Annotated in this window: 16 protein-coding genes; 2 read left to right on the forward strand and 14 right to left on the reverse strand. The window is 72.3% G+C overall.

Annotated features, from left to right (window positions below; all coding sequences use genetic code 11):
- From AB0C96_RS25910 to AB0C96_RS25920, 3 genes are read right to left on the reverse strand one after another with little or no spacing between them, the layout of a single operon-like run.
- Entirely contained in the window at positions 1-825 is an 825-nt protein-coding gene (locus AB0C96_RS25910) for an FAD/NAD(P)-binding protein (RefSeq protein WP_362920290.1), read from the reverse strand.
- The gene (locus tag AB0C96_RS25915) at positions 822-1,307 is read right to left on the reverse strand and encodes a cyclic nucleotide-binding domain-containing protein (protein ID WP_362920291.1); all 486 of its coding nucleotides are present in this window, start codon (positions 1,305-1,307) and stop codon (positions 822-824) included. Before AB0C96_RS25915 ends, AB0C96_RS25910 begins: the two co-directional genes overlap by 4 nt.
- Positions 1,304-2,458, reverse strand: a complete 1,155-nt coding sequence (locus AB0C96_RS25920) for a 4Fe-4S dicluster domain-containing protein (protein ID WP_362920293.1) — start codon at positions 2,456-2,458, stop codon at positions 1,304-1,306. The genes AB0C96_RS25915 and AB0C96_RS25920 overlap by 4 nt, the downstream gene beginning before the upstream one ends.
- 173 nt (positions 2,459-2,631) lie before the next feature.
- On the opposite strand from AB0C96_RS25920, the gene AB0C96_RS25925 reads away from it, so the two are divergent.
- The gene (locus tag AB0C96_RS25925) at positions 2,632-3,126 is read left to right on the forward strand and encodes a hydrogenase maturation protease (protein ID WP_362920294.1); all 495 of its coding nucleotides are present in this window, start codon (positions 2,632-2,634) and stop codon (positions 3,124-3,126) included.
- Positions 3,127-3,193: 67 nt separating this feature from the next.
- Here the strand turns inward: AB0C96_RS25925 and AB0C96_RS25930 are convergent, their stop codons facing one another.
- The 10 genes from AB0C96_RS25930 to AB0C96_RS25975 all read right to left on the reverse strand — a co-directional run bounded on the left by AB0C96_RS25930 (position 3,194) and on the right by AB0C96_RS25975 (position 17,951).
- Complete coding sequence (locus AB0C96_RS25930; protein WP_362920296.1) at positions 3,194-3,631, reverse strand: Hsp20/alpha crystallin family protein; 438 nt, start codon at positions 3,629-3,631, stop codon at positions 3,194-3,196.
- Between the two features lie 148 nt (positions 3,632-3,779).
- The gene (locus tag AB0C96_RS25935; protein ID WP_362920298.1) at positions 3,780-4,427 is read right to left on the reverse strand and encodes a CBS domain-containing protein; all 648 of its coding nucleotides are present in this window, start codon (positions 4,425-4,427) and stop codon (positions 3,780-3,782) included.
- 43 nt (positions 4,428-4,470) lie between these two features.
- Complete coding sequence (locus AB0C96_RS25940; protein ID WP_362920300.1) at positions 4,471-7,173, reverse strand: GNAT family N-acetyltransferase; 2,703 nt, start codon at positions 7,171-7,173, stop codon at positions 4,471-4,473.
- A 73-nt stretch (positions 7,174-7,246) separates the two neighbouring features.
- Complete coding sequence (locus AB0C96_RS25945; RefSeq protein ID WP_362920302.1) at positions 7,247-7,972, reverse strand: CBS domain-containing protein; 726 nt, start codon at positions 7,970-7,972, stop codon at positions 7,247-7,249.
- Positions 7,973-8,084: 112 nt separating this feature from the next.
- Positions 8,085-8,768: a CBS domain-containing protein gene (locus tag AB0C96_RS25950; protein ID WP_362920350.1), complete on the reverse strand. Its 684-nt coding sequence runs from the start codon at positions 8,766-8,768 to the stop codon at positions 8,085-8,087.
- 254 nt (positions 8,769-9,022) lie between these two features.
- Complete coding sequence (locus AB0C96_RS25955) at positions 9,023-11,659, reverse strand: cation-transporting P-type ATPase (protein WP_362920304.1); 2,637 nt, start codon at positions 11,657-11,659, stop codon at positions 9,023-9,025.
- Between the two features lie 201 nt (positions 11,660-11,860).
- On the reverse strand, positions 11,861-12,784 hold the full coding sequence (locus AB0C96_RS25960; protein ID WP_362920305.1) for an RNA polymerase sigma-70 factor: 924 nt from the start codon (positions 12,782-12,784) through the stop codon (positions 11,861-11,863).
- A 164-nt stretch (positions 12,785-12,948) separates the two neighbouring features.
- Complete coding sequence (locus AB0C96_RS25965) at positions 12,949-13,422, reverse strand: carboxymuconolactone decarboxylase family protein (protein ID WP_362920306.1); 474 nt, start codon at positions 13,420-13,422, stop codon at positions 12,949-12,951.
- 185 nt (positions 13,423-13,607) lie between these two features.
- Positions 13,608-14,825: a PP2C family protein-serine/threonine phosphatase gene (locus tag AB0C96_RS25970; protein ID WP_362920352.1), complete on the reverse strand. Its 1,218-nt coding sequence runs from the start codon at positions 14,823-14,825 to the stop codon at positions 13,608-13,610.
- Between the two features lie 237 nt (positions 14,826-15,062).
- A complete protein-coding gene (locus tag AB0C96_RS25975) occupies positions 15,063-17,951 on the reverse strand; it encodes a TIR domain-containing protein (RefSeq protein WP_362920308.1) in 2,889 nt (962 codons plus the stop codon).
- Between the two features lie 133 nt (positions 17,952-18,084).
- Between AB0C96_RS25975 and AB0C96_RS25980 the strand changes: the two genes are divergently transcribed.
- Positions 18,085-18,633: a hypothetical protein gene (locus tag AB0C96_RS25980; protein WP_362920309.1), complete on the forward strand. Its 549-nt coding sequence runs from the start codon at positions 18,085-18,087 to the stop codon at positions 18,631-18,633.
- 110 nt (positions 18,634-18,743) lie between these two features.
- Here AB0C96_RS25980 and AB0C96_RS25985 read toward each other — a convergent pair whose 3' ends face one another.
- A complete protein-coding gene (locus AB0C96_RS25985; RefSeq protein WP_362920311.1) occupies positions 18,744-19,943 on the reverse strand; it encodes an FAD-dependent monooxygenase in 1,200 nt (399 codons plus the stop codon).
- Positions 19,944-19,965 lie beyond the last annotated feature (22 nt).

Raw genomic sequence — 19,965 nt, forward strand, 5'->3', positions numbered from 1 at the left:
TCACAACTCCCTTACGCGGAGCAGGGGTTCGGCGCCGTACCAGGGGACGACCGGGCCGTCCCGGCACAGCAGCAGCGGGCCGAGCTGGCAGTGGCCGCAGTGGCCGGTGCCGCAGTGCATGGTGCGTTCCAGCGATACCCGGATCCGGTCCGGGGCGAGCCCGCGGTGGACGAGGTCGCGGGCGGCGGCCCGCATCATCACCTCCGGTCCGCAGACGAACGCCGCCGTGTTCGAGGGGTCGTACTCCGCGCGGTCGAGGAGCGCGGTGACCACCCCGACGTCCCCCTGCCAGCCGTCGTCCGGCCGGTCGACGGTGACGTGGACCCGGGCACCGGCGGCCCGCCAGGCCTCGACGTCCCGGGTGCAGAGCAGGTCACCGGGGGTGCGGGTGCCGATGAGGACGGTCGGCCGCCGGTACTGCCGGGGGGCGGCGAGCACGGCACGGACCAGCGGGCGCAAGGGCGCCAGGCCCAGCCCACCGGCGACGACCAGGAGATCGCGTCCCTGGGCGGCGGGCAGCTCCCAGCCGGTGCCGAACGGCCCGCGGACGCCGACCGTCGCTCCGGGCGAGAGGCCGTGCAGGGCGCGGGAGACCGCTCCGACCGCGCGGACGGTGTGGGTCAGCCGGTGGCCGTCCAGGCCGCTCAGCGACAGCGGGATGTCACCGATGCCGAAGGCGTACACCATCGCGAACTGGCCCGGGACGAACGGCGGCAGGGGCGCCGCCACCGGGTCGAGCACGAGCTCCGCGGTGTCGGGGGTCTCGTCCGTGCGCGCGAGCACCCGGTAGGGAACCGGCACGAGGTCCGGGCGGGCCGGGGTCACGGCGCCGCTCCCCCGGCTCCGGTGCGCGACGCGCCGCCGGGCGGGCCGTAGAGGTCCAGCAGGCGGGTACGGGCGGCTCGCAGCCGTCGCCCGATGGCCACCGCCGCGACGCAGCGGGTGACCGCCAGGCCGAAGGCCGGGTCCGCGTCGATCGCGGCGCGGACCTCCCGTGCATCGCACTCGTACGCCGTCACCATGGCGCGGGTCCGCGCGCCGAGGTGCCACTGGTAGGGCTCGAACAGCCAGGACCAGCCGAGCAGTTCGCCCTCGCCCAGGGTCTCGACGACGACCGTGCCGCGGCCCGGTTCGTGCACGTCCAGCGCGACGGTCCCGGAGCGGATGATCCAGAACCGGTCGGCCGCGCCGCCCTCGTCGAAGATCCGCAGACCGGCGGGGAAGGAGACCTCATGGGCCAGGGCGAGCAACCGGTCGCGGTGCGGCGGCGGCAGCGCCCCGAGGAGTCCGGGCCGGTCGGCCGTCACGCCGTGGCCTCGCCCTGTGCGCCGCCGGCCGCGCGCTCCGCGTGCAGCGCGTGGGCCTCCTCGGTGATGTCGATGCCGACCGGGCACCACACGATGCACCGCCCGCAGCCGACGCACCCCGAGCTGCCGAACTGGTCGTACCAGGTGCCGAGTTTGTGGGTGGCCCACTGCCGGTAGCGGCTGTGGCCGGTCGCGCGGACCGGCCCGCCCGGCAGATGGGTGAACTCCAGGTCGAAGCAGGACTCCCAGCGCCGCCACCGCTCGGCGTGGTCGCCGGTCAGGTCGGTCACGTCCTCGGCGGAGGTGCAGAAGCAGGTCGGGCACGCCATGGTGCAGTTGCCGCAGGTCAGACAGCGGGCGGCAACATCGTTCCAGCGGTCGGCGTGCAGGGTCTCGCGCATCAGCACCTGGAGGTCGACCTCGGGCATGGTGCGGCCCATCCGGCCGGCCGCCGCGTCGACCCGCTCCCGTGCCGTGGTGGCGACCGAGGGGTCGTCCGGCTGGCGAGGCAGCTCCGCCAGCACCGACGCGCCCTCGTCGCTGCCGGACCGGGCCCAGAAGCGATGCCCACCGCCGTCGACCACCTCGGTCAGCGCCAGGTCGTAGCCGCCGTCGACGGCCGGCCCGGTGCCCATGGACGTGCAGAAGCAGGTGGCTCCCGGCTCGGTGCACTCCACGGCGACCAGGAAGGCCCGTTCGCGGCGGGCCCGGTACCTGCTGTCGCTGTGCGGCCCGCCGGCCAGCACCCGGTCCTGTACGGCGATCGCCCTCAGGTCGCACGGCCGGACGCCGAGGAACGCGTACGACGGCGGCGGGGTGTCGTCCTCGGTCACCGCCCATGCGCCGTCGGGCCCGCGGTCGGCGCTCCACTGCCGCTCACGCTGCGGGTGCAGATAGGTCTTCCACGACTGCGGACCGGCGCTGTGCGCGAACGCCGCGCCGTCCTCACGGGGCCTGACCCGGTAGTGGCCGGCCTCCAGCTCGACGCCCCAGCCGTACGGCAGGTCGTCGCCGTCGGTGAGCTCGGCCAGCACGATCGCTCCGTCGCGCACGGTCGGCCCGATGACCGTACGGCCGCGCGCGACCAGGACCCGGACGAGCGCCGCCAGCCCCTCCGGCCCGATCACCGCGGTGGTTTCCTCGCCCGTCATCGGCCGCCTTTCGGTGCGGATCTGCGCCAACGCGGTCAGTATGTGACCGGTCGCGGCCCCGAAGTGGGACGACGATCCGAGCTGTGCTCCATCCAGCGCTACGGGTGCCCCGGACGGCCCCTGGGTCGTGCCGGACGACTCGGCGGGGGCGAGTGCGGGGAAGGACCGATGCCATGGACTCCTCCGACTCCACCGCACGGGTCACCGTCATCGGCATCGGGAACGACCACCGCCGCGACGACGGCGTGGGCTGGGCGGTCGTTACCGGGCTCGCACAGCGGCGGCTCCCCCGCGGCACCGGCCTCGTGCGCACCGACGGGGAACCCCTCCGCGTCATCGGTGCCTGGGAAGGCGCCCGCCTGGCGATCGTCGTGGATGCCGCCCGCGCCCGTCCGTCCCGGCCCGGCCGCGTCCACCGCTTCCGCGTCCACGGCGCGCCGTCCCGCAGGCCCTGCGGCGAGACCAGCTCACACGGCTTCGCGCTGGGCGATGCGGTGGAGCTGGCCCGGGTGCTGGGCCGGCTGCCCGGTGAGCTGCTCGTCTACGCCGTGGAGGCCGCCGACACCGGCCCGGGCACCGGCCTGTCGCCGTCCGTCGCGGCCGCTGTCGGCCCACTCGTCGCACGGATCGAGCGGGACCTCGCGGGCCATGCCGACGGTGGTCACTGAGGACGGTGTGGACAAACCGTCGGGCCGCGGGCGGTGCTCCGCGGCCCGGCGGCTGCCGGTCGCTGTCTCAGCTCTTCTTGGTGCCCCGGGTGACGGCGATCTTGGTGGTCTCGTCCTTCTTTCCTTCCAGCGGGACCCGGACCGTGAGGATGCCGTCGGTGTAGTCCGCGGTGGCCTTGTCGCCGCGCGCTCCCGCGGGCAGCCGGACGGCGCGGGCGAAGGATCCGTAGTGGAATTCGGAGGTCTCCTTGGTCTCCGTGCGTTCCTCCCGCTCGGCGCGGAGGGTCAGCACATCGCCGGTGACATCGATCGCGAGGTTCTTCTCCGGGTCGATCCCCGGCAGCTCTGCCTTGACCTGGTACGCATCCTCGCCCAGGGTCTCCTCGATGCGGATCTCGTGCGTGCCGAAGTGCCATGGTCCGCCGAGGATTCCGCTTTCCAGCCGGTCGAACACGTCCTGCATCGCGAGAGTCCGCGACGGGTGGCGTTGCATTACGTTGCCCATGGTTGCTCCTCAGTCAACGCGTCCGGTGGGCGGAGCGAACGCCCCTCGCTATCGATCCTGCTCGGCGCCCGACCCGCGACCAATGAGTCGATGGTCGCTGCGCCAGGGCCGAACGGCCCATGGGCGGGGACGTCCGTCGCGCCGGGCGTCACGGCCGGAAGCCGCCCCGGTCGAAGGCCGGCCCCGGCCCCGGGTACGCCGACTCGCCTCGGTGGACGAGCCGACTGACCACCCCGGTGACACCGTCGACCTGCCGCACCATCCGCACCAGGACGGCCACCTGGCCGCTGCTGTCCAGGCTCCCGCTGAGGGTCGCCACCCCGTCACGGACCGAGACGTCCACACTCCGCGGGCTCAGCCACAGCGTCCGCACCACGATCTCGTCGATCACCTCGTCCCGGATCTCCTCGTCGGAGCGGGCGAAGAGCCTGAGCACATCCCGCCGGGTGAGCATGCCGACGAGGCGTGCCTCCTCGTCCACGACGGGGAGCCGCTCGATGCCGTGCGCGGACATCAGGCGGGCAGCCCGGACGACCGAATCGTCGGCGCGGACGGTATGGGCCGGAGCGGACATCACCGTCTCCGCGGTGCAGTGGTCCAAGCCGCGGCCCGCGCTCCGTGCACGTGCCAGGTCGGTGGCCGAGACGACCCCGCGCACCCTGTCGTCGGAGTCCACCACGGGCACGCCGTTGATGCCGAACTCCGCCATCCAGCACGCCAGTTCATGTGCCGGCGTCCCGCTGCGCGCTCGGACGACATCGCCGGTCATGACGGCCCCGACCCGTCGACGCTTCATTTCGGGCCCTTCCTCCACACACATTGACACCGGCTGCCCGACCTCACGGAAGTCGGCGCAGCGACGGATCGGCCGCCCGGCGCGGCAGCAGACGGACCCGGGCGTCCACGACGGTGCTGCCGTCCGGCCGGGCGATCACGGGGTTGCACTCGGCCTCGGCAAGCTCCGGAAGGTCGTCGGCCATCCGGGAGAGCCGCGCCAACAGTGCCTCCAGGGAGGCGAGATCAACCGGCTCGGCGCCTCGATAGCCGAACAGCAGCGGTGCACAGCGGGGCGCGGTGATCAGCTCGTGGACGTCGGTATCGGTCAGCGGCGCGAGGCGGGCCGCCTGGTCGGCCAGCAGCTCGCTGGTGGTGCCGCCGAGGCCGAAGACCACCAGCGCGCCGAACACCTCGTCCTGCACCACCCCGGCGAGCAGCTCCGTTCCCCGCTCCACCATGGGCTGGACCAGCGCCCCGGTCATCGCCGTGCCGAGCCGGGCCGTCAGGTCGCGGTAGGCGGACCGGACGTCGCGCTCGCCGCGGAGGTCCAGCAGGACGCCGCCCCGCTCGGTCTTGTGGACCATGCCGGGCCCCTGTGCCTTCAGGGCCACCGCTGCGCCGGAGCGGCCCCTCACGCGGCCGGCGGCCTCGACTGCCTCCTGCTCGGTGGTGACGTAGGCCTGCGGCGCCCGAGGAACGCCGTAGCACTCAAGGAGCCGTGCGGTCTGCCGGGCGTCCAGCCAGCCGCCGGCCGGGTCCTGGGCGAGGAACTCCGCGACAAGAGCGCGTGCTTCCGTGGAATCGGCACCGACCGGCTCCACGACGTGCCCCTGCGGCCGGGCCAGCCAGCGGGCGCGTTCGGCGGCGTGCCTCAGAGCACGCGCCGCCGACCGCGGCTCGCCGTACGCCGGCACCGTCCGCCCGTCGTCGGCGCGGAGCAGGCGGACGCGTTCCGGCTGGTCGAGCAGGACCGCGACGACCGGGCAGCGGGCTCGTGCCGGGTGTCCCGAGGAGGTCAGCGCGGTGGCCAGGTCGGTGCCCACCGCGGTGGCCAGGGCGGTCGGCACCAGGGTGGTGAGCACGGCGTCCACCGCACCGGATGCGGCGATCCGGTCCAGGCACGCGCCCAGTGCGGGCGCGCTCACCGCCGGCGTGGTGTCCACCGGGTTTCCGGCACTGGCACCGGCCGGGAGGGTGGCGAGGAGTTCGGCCACGAGGTTCGTGGGCAGCTCGGGGACGGCGAGTTCCGCGTCCGCGCACGCGTCCGCGGCGAGTACCCCGGCTCCGCCCGCGTTGGAGATGACGGCGATCCGGCTGCCCGTGGGCAGTGGCTGGGAGTGCAGCAGTGCCGCGGTGTCCAGCAGCTCGCCGAGGGTCCGGGCGGCGGTGATGCCGGCCTGCGTGAACAGCGCCCGACGGGTCATGGTCGGCGTGGCCGCGGCCGCGGTGTGCGACGCGGCGGCCCGGCGGCCGGCCGCCGAACGTCCGGCATCGACGGTGAGCACCGGCATCCGGCGGGTGACGCGCCGGGCAGTTCGGGAGAAGGCGCGCGGGTTGCCGAACGACTCCACGTGCAGCAGGGCCAGGTCGGTCCGGTCGTCGCACTCCCACCACTGGAGGAAGTCGTTGCCGCTGACATCGCGCTTGTCGCCGAGCGAGACGAAGCTGGAGACGCCGATGCCCAGACGGGAGAGGCCGTCGAGGAGCGCGATGCCGACTCCGCCCGACTGCACGGCGACGCCGGCGGTGCCGGGCAGCGGCCGGCCGACGGCGAAGGTCGCGTTCAGCCGGACCTCCGGTTCGGTGTTGGCGATGCCCAGGCAGTCGGGACCCACCATCCTCATGCCCCAGTGCCGGCACACCGCCGTCAACTCCGTGGTCCGCTCGGCGTCGAGGCCGGCGGTCAGCACCACCAGTGCCCGCACCCCGGCTCGGCCGCACTGCGCCGCGACCTCGGGGACGTCAGCGGCCGGGACCGCGATGACGGCGAGGTCCGGGGCGCGGGGCAGGTCCCCTACGGAGGCGAACGCCGGGACGTGCAGCACGGCGTGGGCATGCGGGTTGACCGCGTGGAGGAGACCCCCGAAGTGGCTCGCGCGCAGGTTGTGCAGCACGGCCCGCCCTACCGAACCCGGCCTGGTCCCGGCTCCGATGACCGCGACCGAGTGTGGTCTCAGCAGCGGCCGCAGGCTCGCGATGTCGGCGGTGCGGCCCCGGAGGTCCACGGCAAAGCGGTACTTCTCGTCCGGTGCGAGCCGGATGACGCCGTGCACCGTGCTGCCGTCGTACCGCCGGGTGATGCGCAGCCCGAGGTCGGCCAGGACGCGGTGGACGGGGTGGTTGTCGGCGAGCACGTCGGCGGTGAAGGCGACGATGCCGTTCTCCCGGGCGGTGTGTACGAGGTGTTCCAGGAGCAGGGTGCCCACGCCGCGGTGGTGGAAGTCGTCGGCGACCGCCAGGGCGATCTCCGCGGTGGTCGGGTCGTCTCCGGTCTCGTACTCGGCGACACCGATCAGCCGGTCGCCGTGCAGGGCGACCAGGGTGCGGTGTCCGGGGGCGCCGGGCGCGCAGAGCCGTTCGGCCGCCCGTTCGCCGGAGCGGCGGCTGACCACGAAGAACCGGCTGCGCAGGTTGTCCGCCGACATGTCGTCGTAGAACCGCAGCACCTGCTCGCGGTCCTCCGGGCACGCCGGACGCAGCCGGGCCGTGCTTCCGTCTGCGAGCAGTGCGCACACCGTGCGGACGGCGGCGGCCGTTTCCGTCATCGCGCCATGTCCCTTCTCCGGCATCGCCCGGCCTCCCGCGCCGACCGGTCCCACACGGTCGGCGGAACCCGACTCAACGGACCCGCCGGACCTCCTCACCCCGGGTCGACCGCCCCGCTCCCTGGGACGACCGCCCCGTCCGCTCATCCGGCTCCCGCTCGTCCCGGACGTCGAACGTCACGTCCACCACGCCCTCGACGGCTCGCACCAGACGGGCCGCGACGGGCAGCAGAGCCCGTTCAGCGATCCGGCCGCGCAGCGCGACCACCCCGTCCACGACACTGACCTCGACCTCCGTCGACTCGTCCGCGAACAGCCGGTCGACGATCTCCGTGCGCACCTCCGCCGCCAGGTCCTCATCGGAGCGTAGGAAGACCTTCAGCAGGTCCGCGCGGCTGACGATGCCCTGCAACATCCCCTGGCCGTCGACCACGGGCAGCCGCTTGACTGACTTGCGCGCCATCGTGCGCGCCGCCTGAGCGATGGTGTCGCCGGCGTGCACCGTCAGCGCCGGGGTACTCATCAGCTCGCCGGCCGTCAGGGCACCGGCCTTGCGCAGGTCGTCCAGCCGGCGCAGCTGGTCCATCCGGTCCGGGTCCTCGTCCCGGAACTCCTCCTTCGGCAGCAGGTCGGCCTCGGAGACCACGCCGATCACCCGCCCCTCCCCCGCGAGCACCGGCAGCGCGCTGACCTTCCACTGCTCCATGGTCTCGACGATCTCCTTGAAGCGTGCGTCCTGGCCGACGGCGACCACCGTCTGGGTCATCACATCGCTGACGCTGTGCGGGGTGTGCGCCATGACGCCTCCTCCCTACGGGCCACTGCGACACCTTCAGCGTGCTGGTGCCCGCCGGTGCGGGGCAGGGGCCGTCCGGCCCTACCTCCGGCCGACCGGCCGGGACCGCCCCCGGTCAGAACGGCGAGCTCACACCGGACGGCACGGCCCGTACCGAGGCACCGCCCGTCACGTCGAAGCTCACGTCCACCACTCCCTCGATGCCGCGCACCAGGCGCGCCATGACGGGCACCAGCGACCGGTCGCGGACGTGCCCGCTCAGCGTGACCACCCCGTCGACGACGGCCACGTCGAGTTCCTTCTCCGGCACGGTGAACAACTTCCCGAGGACCTGGCGGACCTCCTGCGCGAGGTCGTCGTCCGACCGCAGGAACACCTTCAGCAGGTCGGAACGGCTGACGATGCCCACGAGCAGCCCGTTTCCGTCCACGACCGGCAGTCGTTTGACGGATGACCGCGCCATCGTCCGGGCTGCCTGGGCCAGCGTGGCGTCGGCGAGTACCGTCACCGCGGGACTGGTCATCAGCTCCCCGGCCGTCACCGCCTCCGCCCGACGCACGTCGTCGGACTCCCGCAACCGCTCCAACCTTGCCGGGTCCGCCTCCCGGAAGCCCTCCTTGGGCAGCAGATCGGCCTCGGACACCACTCCGATCACCCGCCGCTCGGCCGAGAGCACCGGTACGGCACTCACCCGCCGGCTCCGCAGGGTCCGGACGATCTCCTTGAAGCGGGCCTGGTGATCGACGGCAGCGACGGGCTGGGTCATCACGTCGCTGACGAGGTGCGGAGTGCTCGGCATGGGAGTGCTCGGCATGGTGACGCCTCCTCGGAAGCCGGCCGGCTTCGCACGGCCCCACATGAGCGCGGTGAACGTCCGACCGCCGTCACCACCCAGCCTGGAACCTTTCGAGCCGGCCGGACAGGGCCGTCCGGCCCTTCCCCCGCGCCGTAGGGCACCGGTGCTCCGAGCACACCCGAGGCAGTGCCCTCCCCCTCCGGCCTCCCCGGCGCCCCATGCGCCGCCGAAGACCGGCGAGGTCCCCGCTGCGGCGCTCAACCATGCCCCGGAGCAGCAGGCGTCCCACCCTCCCCCGGCTCCAACGGGCCCGCACCCGGTGGGCGTTCCGGTCTCAGCCGCGCCTGGAGGCGCATCACGACATGACCGAGGCCGGACAACGCGCAGGCGATCGCCAGGTCGACGGGCGGGAGGGGCTCCGTACCCAGCAGGTCCCGCAGCGGGGGCAGATAGACGCCGGCTGCCTGGAGGCTCAGTGCCGTGCCCACGGCGACCAGCAGGAAAGGGTTGGCCAGGGTGCCCGGGCGAGCCCGGGATCCGAGCGCCACGCCGAGCTGGGTGGCGCCGAGGACCAGGAACATCATGGACTGCCAGGGGCGTCCGGTCTCCCGGGCCCAGACGCCGGCCGCCAGTGTGACGGTGGCGACGAAGGCCCCTATGAACAGGATCCGCGGCCACAGGCCGGCACCCAGCACACTCTCCTCGGGAGGCCGGGGCGGGTGCCGCATCGTGTCCGGGGCGACGGGCTCCGCGCCGAGCGCGACACCGGGCAGGCCGTGCGTGAGCAGGTTGATCCACAGGATCTGCGCGGGGAGCAGCGGCAGCGGCATCCCCAGGAAGGGGCCGAGCAGCATGACCAGGATCTCCGCGGTGCCCCCGGCGAGCGCGTAGAGCAGGAAGCGGCGCACGTTCGCGTAGACCCGGCGGCCCTCCTCGACGGCCGACACGATCGTGGCCGGATTGTCGTCGGCGAGTACCAGATCGGCCGCCTGGCGTGCCACCTCGGTGCCGCGCCGCCCCATGGCCACGCCGATGTCGGCCCGGCGCAGGGCCGGGCCGTCGTTGACGCCGTCCCCCGTCATGGCCACCACGTGACCCGCCCCACGCCACGCCTGAACGATGTCCAGCTTCTGCTCGGGGGTGGTACGGGCGCATACCCGCACGCCCGTCAGATCGCCCGCCGTGCCTTCCCGGATCCGCTGGCCGGTGGTGACGTCCTCGTCGCGGGCGGCGATGCCGAGGCGCTCGGCCACGGCCCGTGCGGTCAGCGGATGGTCACCGGTGATGAGTACGGGGACGATGCCGGCACGCTTGCAGGCGGCGATGGTCGTCCCGGACGCGCTCCGGGGCGGGTCCAGGATGCCGACGAGGCCGAGCAGCGACAGGCCCGACTCCCACGTCCCGGAGGGCTGTACCGTTCCCTCGTGGTCGGCGGAGGCGACGGCGAGCACCCGATATCCGCGGCGTGCCAGCACCTCCGCCCGTGCCGTCGCACGGGCGAGCGCGTCCGGGCGGTCGGCCAGGATCCGCGGCCGGAGCAACGCTTCCGGCGCCCCTTTGCACACGACCCGCAACCCGCCCTCCGGTCGCCGGTGCACGGTCGTCATACGCTTGCGACCGCTGTCGAACGGAATCTCCTGCACGCGTGGCAGCTCGCGGTCCAGCGCGGCCCGGTCCAGCCCGAGGCGGGCTCCGGCCACGAGCAGCGCGGCCTCCGTGGGATCGCCCAGCGCACGCCACTGGGTGGAGCGGTCCGACGGAGGCTCCAGCGCCGCGTCGTTGCACAGCATCGCGGCACACAGCAACGCCGCCAGGTCGGGCGCATCGCCCGCGGTCACCGACGTACCGCCGCGAACGACCCGGCCCTGAGGTTCATAGCCCGTACCCTCGACTGCGGCCTCTCCGTGCGGCGTCCAGAGCTGCTCGGCGCGCATGCGCCCCTCGGTCAGAGTGCCGGTCTTGTCGGTGGCGATCACGGTCACCGAGCCCAGCGTCTCCACCGCGGGCAGCCGGCGGACGATGGCGTGCCGGTCCGCCATCCGCCGAGCTCCCAGCGCGAGAGCGAGCGTCACAACGGCCGGGAGGGACTCCGGGACGGCAGCGACGGCGAGGCTGATCGCCGCCACGATCATCAACTCCACAGGCTGACCGCGCACCAATCCGAGAGCGAGGACCACCGCGCACAGCACCACGGTGACGGCCGCCAGAACGCGGCCGAACCCCGCCAGCCGGTGCTGGAGCGGAGTCGGACCGGGCGCCGCGCCCATCAGGGAGGCGATCCGGCCGAGCGCGCTGTCGGCCCCGATGGCGGTGACCGCGATGCGTCCGTGGCCACGGACGATGACCGTGCCCGCCGACACCGTGCCGCGCGACCTGTCACTGTCCGGGGCCTTCTCCACCGGCACGGACTCGCCGGTCAGCGAGGACTCGTCCGACAGCAGCAACGTCGCGGCCAGTACGTCGCCGTCAGCCGGAACGATGTCCCCCTCGGCCAGCAGAACCAGGTCACCGGCCACCACCTCGGCAGCCGGAACGGATCGTTCCGCGCCGTCCCGCACCACCCGGGCGGCGGGGGCGCTCATGGCGGACAGCGCCATGACCGCCTGCTCCGCCTTCACCTCCTGCACGACGCCGACGACGGTGTTCACCGTGATCACGAGCAGGATCACGGCGGCATCGGACAGGTCACCGGTGGCGATCGTCAGGGCGGCGGCCACCAGCAGAACCAGGATCAGCGGGTCTCGCAGCTGCTGCAACACCCGCCGCCACACGGGCGTCCGCGGCTCCTCCGGGAGCTTGTTGGGCCCGTGGCGCTCCCGTCGCCGCGCGGCTTCCTCCGACGACAGACCCGACCACTGCGGGAGGCCCGCTCCGGAGTCCGTCGCCCTCCGCATCCGCTCTCCACCTGCCCTACGCCTGTTCACGCCGCGAGCGGAGGTGCATCCGATCCACCGACCAGGGTGCCCGGGCCGTTCTGTTCGGTGTGCGCCATCGGCCGCTCCCGTCACGTATCGCGCCTCCACTCCGGAGGGCAGGACTCCGTTTCTCAGGGTGCCACCGCGAGAGGCAACCGCCGGTGACCGACGGACCCACGGTCAGTTCCGCTGCCGACGGGCCTGCTTCACCTCGCGGTCGAGAGCCCAGACGTCGGCAACCGGCCCGAGGTGGCCGAGCTTGTCGGGATTGCTCACCGTGCGGACGGCCTGGATCTGCCCGTCGAGCACATCGAGGACCATGGCGTGGCTCACCTTGCCGTCCCGGTCGCGGAAGACGGCGCCGGGCTGGCCGTTGACCTCGTGCGGCTCGAACGTCACGTCGATCCGGATCAGCCAGGGGAAGACCGCGCCCAGCAGCCGGGCCACGTTCTCCGCACCCATGACGGCCCTGGCCAGCTGCGGGGCCTTGCCACCGCCGTCCCCGACCAGCTGCACGTCGGCGGCCAGCAGACTCTGTAGCCCGCCCACATCGCCGTTCTTCAGCGCGTCGAAGAACCGCGTCGCCAGCTCCTGCCGCTCCTGACGGTCCGCTGCGAACCGTGGCCGCCCGGCCTCCATGTGCCGCCGCGCCCGCACCAGCAGCTGACGGCATGCCGCCTCCGAACGCCCCACCGCCGTGGCGACCTCGTCGAAGCCCAGGGCGAACACCTCCCGCAGCACGAACACCGCCCGCTCCAGCGGGCTGAGCCGCTCCAGCAGCAGCAGCGCCGCCATCGACACCGAGTCGGCCAGCTCCACCGACCGCGCCGGATCCTGATACGGATCGCTCAGCAGCGGCTCGGGGAACCACGGGCCGACGTACTCCTCGCGCCGCACCCGCGCGGAGCGCAGCACATCGATCGAGATCCGGGTCACCGCGGCGGACAGAAAGGCCTTGGTCGACGTCGGCCGGGTCGCCGAGGCGTCGAAGCGCAGCCAGGTCTCCTGCACCGCGTCCTCTGCCTCACTCACGCTGCCCAGAATCCGGTAGGCGATCGAGAACAGCAGCGGCCGCAGTTCCTCGAAGTCCTCGACCTTGCTCACGCCGGATCTCCCCCGCATCCCTCTTGAACCCCTCCCACCCGGCCGTACTCGCTGGCGCAGGCGTCTTCTGGTGATCATCCGGATCACCGGCAGGCCGGGTCAACGTCCCCCAGCCCGGGTGCTCGGAGCCCGCAGACGGGCCCCGAGCCGGTTGCCGATGCCGTTCAGTGGAACTGCCCGGGCTCGTAACTGCCGGCCGGCTGCCGGGTGATGACGTTCAGCCTGTTCACCATGTTCATAAAGGAGATGATCATCGTCAGGGCGGTGAGCTGCTCCTCGTCGTAGTGCTTGGCGGCGCGCGCCCACACCTCGTCGCCGACCCCACCGGCCGCGTCCGCGACCCGGGTACCCTCCTCCGCCAGCTCCAGCGCGGCCCGCTCGGCCTCGGTGAAGACCGTGGCCTCCCGCCAGGCCGCCACCAGGTTCAGCCGCACCGGGGTCTCGCCGGCAGCGGCGGCCTCCTTGGTGTGCATGTCGATGCAGCCGGCGCAGCCGTTGATCTGGCTCACGCGCAGTGCCACCAGCTCCTGCGTCGCGGCCGGCAGCGGCGAGTCCTTGAGCGCCTTGCCCGCCGACATGACGTACTTGAGGGCCTTGCCTGCGGTCGGGTCGGCGAAGTAGTTCAGTCGCGCGTCCATGGTGTGCTCCTTCGTGGTCGTCAGTGGCTACACCCCTGAGACGGGATAGCCCGACCTCCTGTGACATGGACGGATGTGACCTGCGTCGCGCCGCCGCAGGCATGGGTCGACGGCCGAAGTACGCACCGTCCACGTTCGGCACGGCGCCCTTGACACCCCTCACAACAGCGCAGTTTGACGTGACGTCAGTTCGCACCGCCAGAAGCTCCGGCCATGCGGAACAGGGTCCCACCCGGCTCGCCGTCGGAGCCGTGGCCGAACCCGCCGATGTGCAGGCCCCGCCTGGGGTGTCGACCGCGGTGCACGGTGGGTGTGCGGTGCAGCGCGATGAGTGCCGCATCGTCGGCGAGGTGTCCCCCGACGTGGCCGAGGAGATCGCGCCGGATGTGGTGGAGCAACACCTCGGGGCTGGTCCCCGTCCACTGGGCGGCCCGTTCGCCGAACGGGTAGAAGCCGCCGGAGGCGTCGCGCGCCTCGACGACGCCGTCGGTGTAGAGCAGGAGCGTGTCTCCCGGTTGGAAGGAGACCACGTCCAGGGTGTAGCCCGCCGGGCCGACTGCGCCGATCCCCAATGGTGGCGCCGGATGCAGGCTCGGGGCGGTGACGGCGCCGCCGGGGCTCAGCAGCAGGGGCGGGGGGTGGCCGCAGCTGGTCATGAGCGTGATGTGGTCCCCGTCCGGGACCTCCAGCAGCAGCGTGGTGGCAAAGCGCTCCCCCGCCTCTTCCGCCGGCTCGAAGTCCGTCAGGTAGCGGGACACGCTCTCCTCCAGGGCGGCGGCAAGATCGGGCAGCGTGGTGCGCCGGTGGGCGGCTTCGCGGAAGGCACCGAGCAGCAGGGCGGCCTCACCGATGGCGGACAGCCCCTTGCCCCGCACATCGCCGATCATCACCCGGACCGCGTCGTCGGTGCGGGTGGCCGCATACAGGTCCCCGCCGACCTGTGCCTCGTCTTCGGCAGCCAAGTACAGGCAGGCGATCCGCAGCGGCCCGATCCGCTCGGGCAACGGCCACAACAGCACGTGCTGGGCGGCCTCGGCCACCGACCGCACCTGCGCCAGCTCCGCCCGGCGCCGTTCCCGCGCCACGCAGTAGAACACCACCAGGCACGACAGCACCGTGAGCGCGAGGAGCTGCACCAGCACGTTGCGGGTGAACAGCGCACCGAAGTGCCAGCCGATGAAAGCCTGGGCCGCCACGGCCAGCAGCCCGATCGCCCCGGTCAGCCACGGACCGGCGAACGAGGCGGTGATCGCGGGCGCGATCACCAGCAGCGGCCCCAGGTGCACATCGGCCGGCACCAGCAAGTCCACGACCGTGATCGCCACGATGAGCACGAGAGGAATCAGCAGCAGCGCATGGCTCGACTTCCATGCCTGCCGCACACCGGCAACCGGATGCCGGATGGACACCTCTCCACCATGCACCGCCTCGGGGCAGCTCACCAGCGCCACCGACGACGGCATACGGTCCCGGAGCCGTTCACATGGCGCCGACCGCCGTCCGCCGCGTACGTGCCAGGGGGTGACGACGGACGGTGAACGGTGGAAGGCGGACACCATGCGCCCTGGTCGACCGACAGGGCGCGATCGGCGAACCACACGCAGTAGCGGCCCGTTGGCGCGGCCCGAACGGCGCACCGTTCACCCGCGGGCGGTCCCGCAGGGGGCTGCGACATCCACGTCTTCGAGGTAGCGCTCGCGTTCGACCGCGGGGAGCGGATCGGGGGCGAGCGTGCAGAGGATCTCGCGCCAGGCCGCGAGATCGATGGTGCGGCGCACGAGGGAGCCGTCGGCCCCGAAGGCCAGGAGGGAGCCCTCGGGACCGGCGAAGACGTCTGCGCCGACGCCGACCGAGCCGCTGTTCTGGCCCTGCATTTCCCACGTCCCCCGGTCGTCACCCGAGGCGGTGTCCCAGAACTGGAGGCCGGCGTCGCGGCCACTGCCGTACGCCTGGACGAGGAACGCGGAGTCTTCACTGAAGGCCGCGGCCATCTGACCGTTGGGGGACACGGCCGTGCTGTGCACGACCCGCCCGGATGCGACGTCCAGCACCGAGAGGCGTTTGTCCTTGTTGACGACGGCCACCTTCCCACCGTTCCGACTGACCGTGACGTACTTCTCGAAGGTGTCCGTGGTCGCGACCGGTTGCTTCCGTACCAGTTGGAGCCCCTTGCTCTCCGACCAGCGGTAGACGGAGAGCGCGTGGACGTCCAGAACGGCCAGAGTCGTGCGGTCCGCGCTGACCGCCATGTCGGCCGACCAGGCGTCCTTGAAGGGCTCGGATTGCCGAATCTGCCCTGAGCGCGGGTCCATCACCGTCACGGCGTTCCCCCTCATCGCGATGATGTGGCGATCGTCCGGGAGGAAGGACACCGGCGTGAACCTGTCGATGGCCCTCGGGGAACCCACCTGCGTTCCCGTGCGGGGATCCCAGACCGACACCATCCTCTCCTGAGCCACCACCACACGCGTACCGTCACGACTGGCGATCACACCGTCCTGGCGGACAGGCTCGTTGGCGAGTCTCCAGGGGATGTGTCCGAGGCGTTGGATGCCCTTTTCGCCGACGGTCCACAGGTCGGTCCCGTGCCGCCCGGCGCGGAAGGCGAGCCGGTGGTCCGGGGTGAGTTCGGTGTCCTTCACATGCTGCTCGTTCTGGAGGACGGTGCCGGCCTGGAGGCTGCTGGTGGAGAAGAGCGAGACGGCCCCGTCGCTGGATCCGGCGGCCACCCATGTGCCGTCGCCCGAGGCCGAGAGGGTGCGCACCCGGAATCCGAACGAGCCGAGCACGCGCCGAGGCCGCAGTGCCGCGTCGTAGACGGCGACCTCCTGGCCCGAGGAACCGGCGGCGAACAGCGACCCGCGGGAATCGGCGGGCATGGCGGGGCGGTCGAGCGCGTGAGCGGCGGACGTGCTCAGACGTCGGCCTTTCACCAGGTCCCACAGTTGGCCCTTGCCCCCTGAGGAGCCGGCGTCGAGATAGGCCCGGGCGCCGTCGTCCGACAGTGTGACGGACATGACGTCGGTGGGCGGGAAGCCGGAGAGGCGTCGTGGTGCCGTCCAGGATTCCGAGTCCGGTGAGAGGGTACGGACACGTCCGGTCCGGGAGTCGAGGGCCTGGAGACGGTGCTTGGTGTCGAAGGCGAGGGAGAAGGCTTCGGGGGCGACGCTCTCCTTGCTCAGCAGGTGCCCGGTGGATGCGTCCCAGACAGCGAGATGGAAGTCGGGCTCCCCCTCGACGGACGTGGGGGTGAAGAACGTGGCGGCCAGCCGCTTCCCGTCGCCGGAGAAGGCGAACGAGCGCAGCCCCGTGGAGGCCGTTGCCAGCTTTCCTCCGTCGCTTGCGACGATCGTCCGGAGCAGCTTCTGCCGTGGAACGTCCCACACTTCGATCTGGTTGAACGGGGCTTCCACCGCGAGCAGACGACCGTCATGGCTGAGGGCGAGGCCACCGCCGTCCTGGGGCCAGGAGCTGCCGCGCAGTCCCGGCAGCGTCTTGTGGGCGCGGATGTCGTAGAGATGGATCAGCCCACGCTTGTCGCTGTTGACGATCTCGGGGTCGAGGCCGGAGTAGTAGGCCAGCATGCTGCCGTCCCGGCTGACCGTCACATTGGTGGCGGGACTGTGCCCGGCGCCTTCATACCCGGATACCTCCTCGTTCCCCGCCTGTAAGTGCCGCGACGCACTGTCGTTGGCCGCCACGGCCCGCCCCAGCGCCTGGGCGGCTTCGCCCGTGTGCTCGACGGCATAGGCGTAGAGGGCGAACTGGGCGGCCTTTCGGGGGTCCCTCGCCGCCGTCTCCAGGGAACGTGCGGCCAGGGCCTGTGACGCGTTGGTCCGTGCGCCGGCATCGGCCCTGCCGCTCTGCGACCACGCATAGACACCCGTCGCGATCATGACCACGACAGTGGCCGAGGCCACGATCCGCGCCCAGCTCCTTCTGCGCTTCGCGAGACGGATGAGGTGGAGGTCCTTGCTGTCCAGCTCGTCCTTGCGAAGGCCGTGCACGGGAGCGGCGACCGTGACGACTCTGTCGCGGAACTCGGTTCCCGGCGACACGTCGTACGCGGCGGCTTCCCGGAACTTGCGGAAGTCCACCCAGAGCGGCACGGTCGCGAAGGCGCCCCGCAGCACGTCCGGGAGGGCCGTCGTACGAGACCAGTCGAAGTCGGAGGCGCTCTCGTCCCAGGCGATCGTTCCGGCGCTGAGTGCGATCAGAAAGCGGTCCAGGGAACGGTTGTTGAGCCAGTAGGTGATCTCCTGACGCACCCAGGGGGAGGCGGCGGCCTCGGGCGAGGCCAGGTAGACGAAGTACCGGGACCCCGCCAGGGCCGTCTTGATCGCGCCGGACAGGTCGCTGCTCGCGGCGAGGCTCGTAGTGTCCCGGAAGACCTTCGCGCCCGCACGAGGGGGGAAGCGACGCTCACGGCCCACGGCCGCAAAGCCGTCCTCAAGCCCTTCGGCCAGCGGGATGTCCCGCTGATGGCTGTAGGAGATGAAGACGTCGTAGTGGTGTGGGCGTTGTTCCATACCCGTCCCCCGCATGGTCGTATCGCGTCCGGTCTGCGTCAACTCGTAGATTGTCACGGCGAGTTTGTGGACAGGGGAGGATTGGGAAATGGCACTCCGGCGGAGATTAGGCAGCCGCACCAGAGGCGGCAGGTTGACGACGCACCAGGTCACGGTCAAGCTCACGATCCCGTTCGTGGCCGAGATCAGCGGGGTCTGGCAACCGGAGGAGTCCGAGAGACAGGCGGCGTGGGAACTCTATGTCGAACTGGCGACGCGGGTCACGGTCGTCGAACTCGGCGAGAACGAGGGGCTGTTGAGGGAGGCGCTGTCGTCCTTGTACACGGTCTTCGGCACCACTCGGGAGATCCTGCGACGGTACGGACCGGCTGTCGCGCCGCGGGTGCCTCCCGGGCACGTGACCTTCGGGGTCCTGGCGGTGAACGTGTTGAACCTGTCCATCCGGCCGCTCCTCAGCCGTTGGCATCCACTGCTGACCGCGCACGAGGCCACTCGACAGGACGGCACCGACCCCGTCACCCACGAGCGCAACTGGGACCGGGCGGCGGAACTCCGGGCGGAGATCGAGGCGGTGCGGAAGGTACTGATGAAGCTGGCCCAGGCTCTGAACGAGGTCGCGGGAGTCGGTGACCTGATCACCACCCACGTGCCCAGGCAGGCACCTGCCGCTGAAGCGCCTTAGGGCTGTGATCGCGGTTGCGGTGACGAGGTCGCAGTTCTCCGGCTGCGACCTCGTCGTGCGCCGTGGCCGTGGTGGGCGCGGCGCCGTCGTCGGTGACGCCGCGGTCGTCCTCACCCGCGCCCGGCGTGCACCGTCTCCGCCCAGTCGATCCGGTGGAAGTGGAGTGGGCGGAACATGTCCTCGGGGGTGGGGAACGCCGATGCGTGGGCCTCCTCCTTGCCGGCCTTGACCTTGTTGACGGCTGCGGCGTTGCGGCCGATCGCCTCCACCCGCGGGCGGCGCTGGGCCTCGTAGGCGGCGAACGCCTCGCCGGGCGTGGGCAGATCGCGCAGGCAACGGGCCAGTTCGACCGCGCTCTCGATGGCGAGCGAGGCCCCCTGTCCGGAGCTGGAGGACGGGGCGTGCACCGCGTCCCCGACGAGCACCATCCGGCCGCGGTACCAGTGCGGTACGGACGGCATGCGCTCCATCTGGCCGACCACCATCAGCGCGTCGGGGCTCGTGTGCTGCAAGAGCCGCTCGCCCGGGACATGACCGGCGTACAGATCACGCAGCCGGCTCAGCCACTCGGCGGCGGGTACTCGCGCCAGGTCGGCCGGGCTCGGCGGGGTGTCAGTGGGCAGTCCGGCGAACCAGATCGGCCGCCCGTCCGGGCCCTGCCAGTAGCCCATGAAGGCGCGGCCGAACGCGAAGTACATGGTGCCCGGTTCGATCCCGGGCGCACTGCCCACCGCCGCGTAGCCGCCGAAGCTGAGTACGCCGCCGTACTCGGGGTCGGGTGCCTGCGGGTCGATCACGGTACGGACGGTGGAGCGGATGCCGTCGGCGCCGATCAGGATGTCGGCGGTCGCGGAGGTCTGGTCGGCGAAGTGGGCGGTGACGCCGTCGGGCGTCTCCTCGGCGGCGACCAGCCGCTTGCCGTACGCGAACCGGACGCCCGCGGCGACCGCACGGTCGGTCAGCGCCCGGAAGAGCCGGTCGCGCGGCAGCGTCAGCGTGGCGGGCAGCTCGGGGAAACCGCCGAATCCGGCGAGGTGGTTGCCGGCGCCGTCCGCCATCACCACCCCGGGCACCGGCTGCCCGGCGGCCTTCACCGCTGCATCGGCACCGACCGTCGCCAGCGCCGCCTGACCGTTCGGCGCCAGCCCCAGCCAGGCTCCCACGCCGTCCGCCGCGGCGGGGTACGCCTCGTAGACCGTCGCCGTGATGCCCGCCTTGTGCAGGGCGAGTGCCGTGACGGGGCCTGCCACACCGCCCCCGATGACCAGTGCCGTCCGCACGCCGGAGCCGCGGCCGTCGTTGTCGTTCATAACCCCTCCCATGGGTCAGCTG

It is taken from the genome of Streptomyces sp. NPDC048506 (genome assembly GCF_040651315.1).
Lineage (GTDB): Bacteria > Actinomycetota > Actinomycetes > Streptomycetales > Streptomycetaceae > Streptomyces.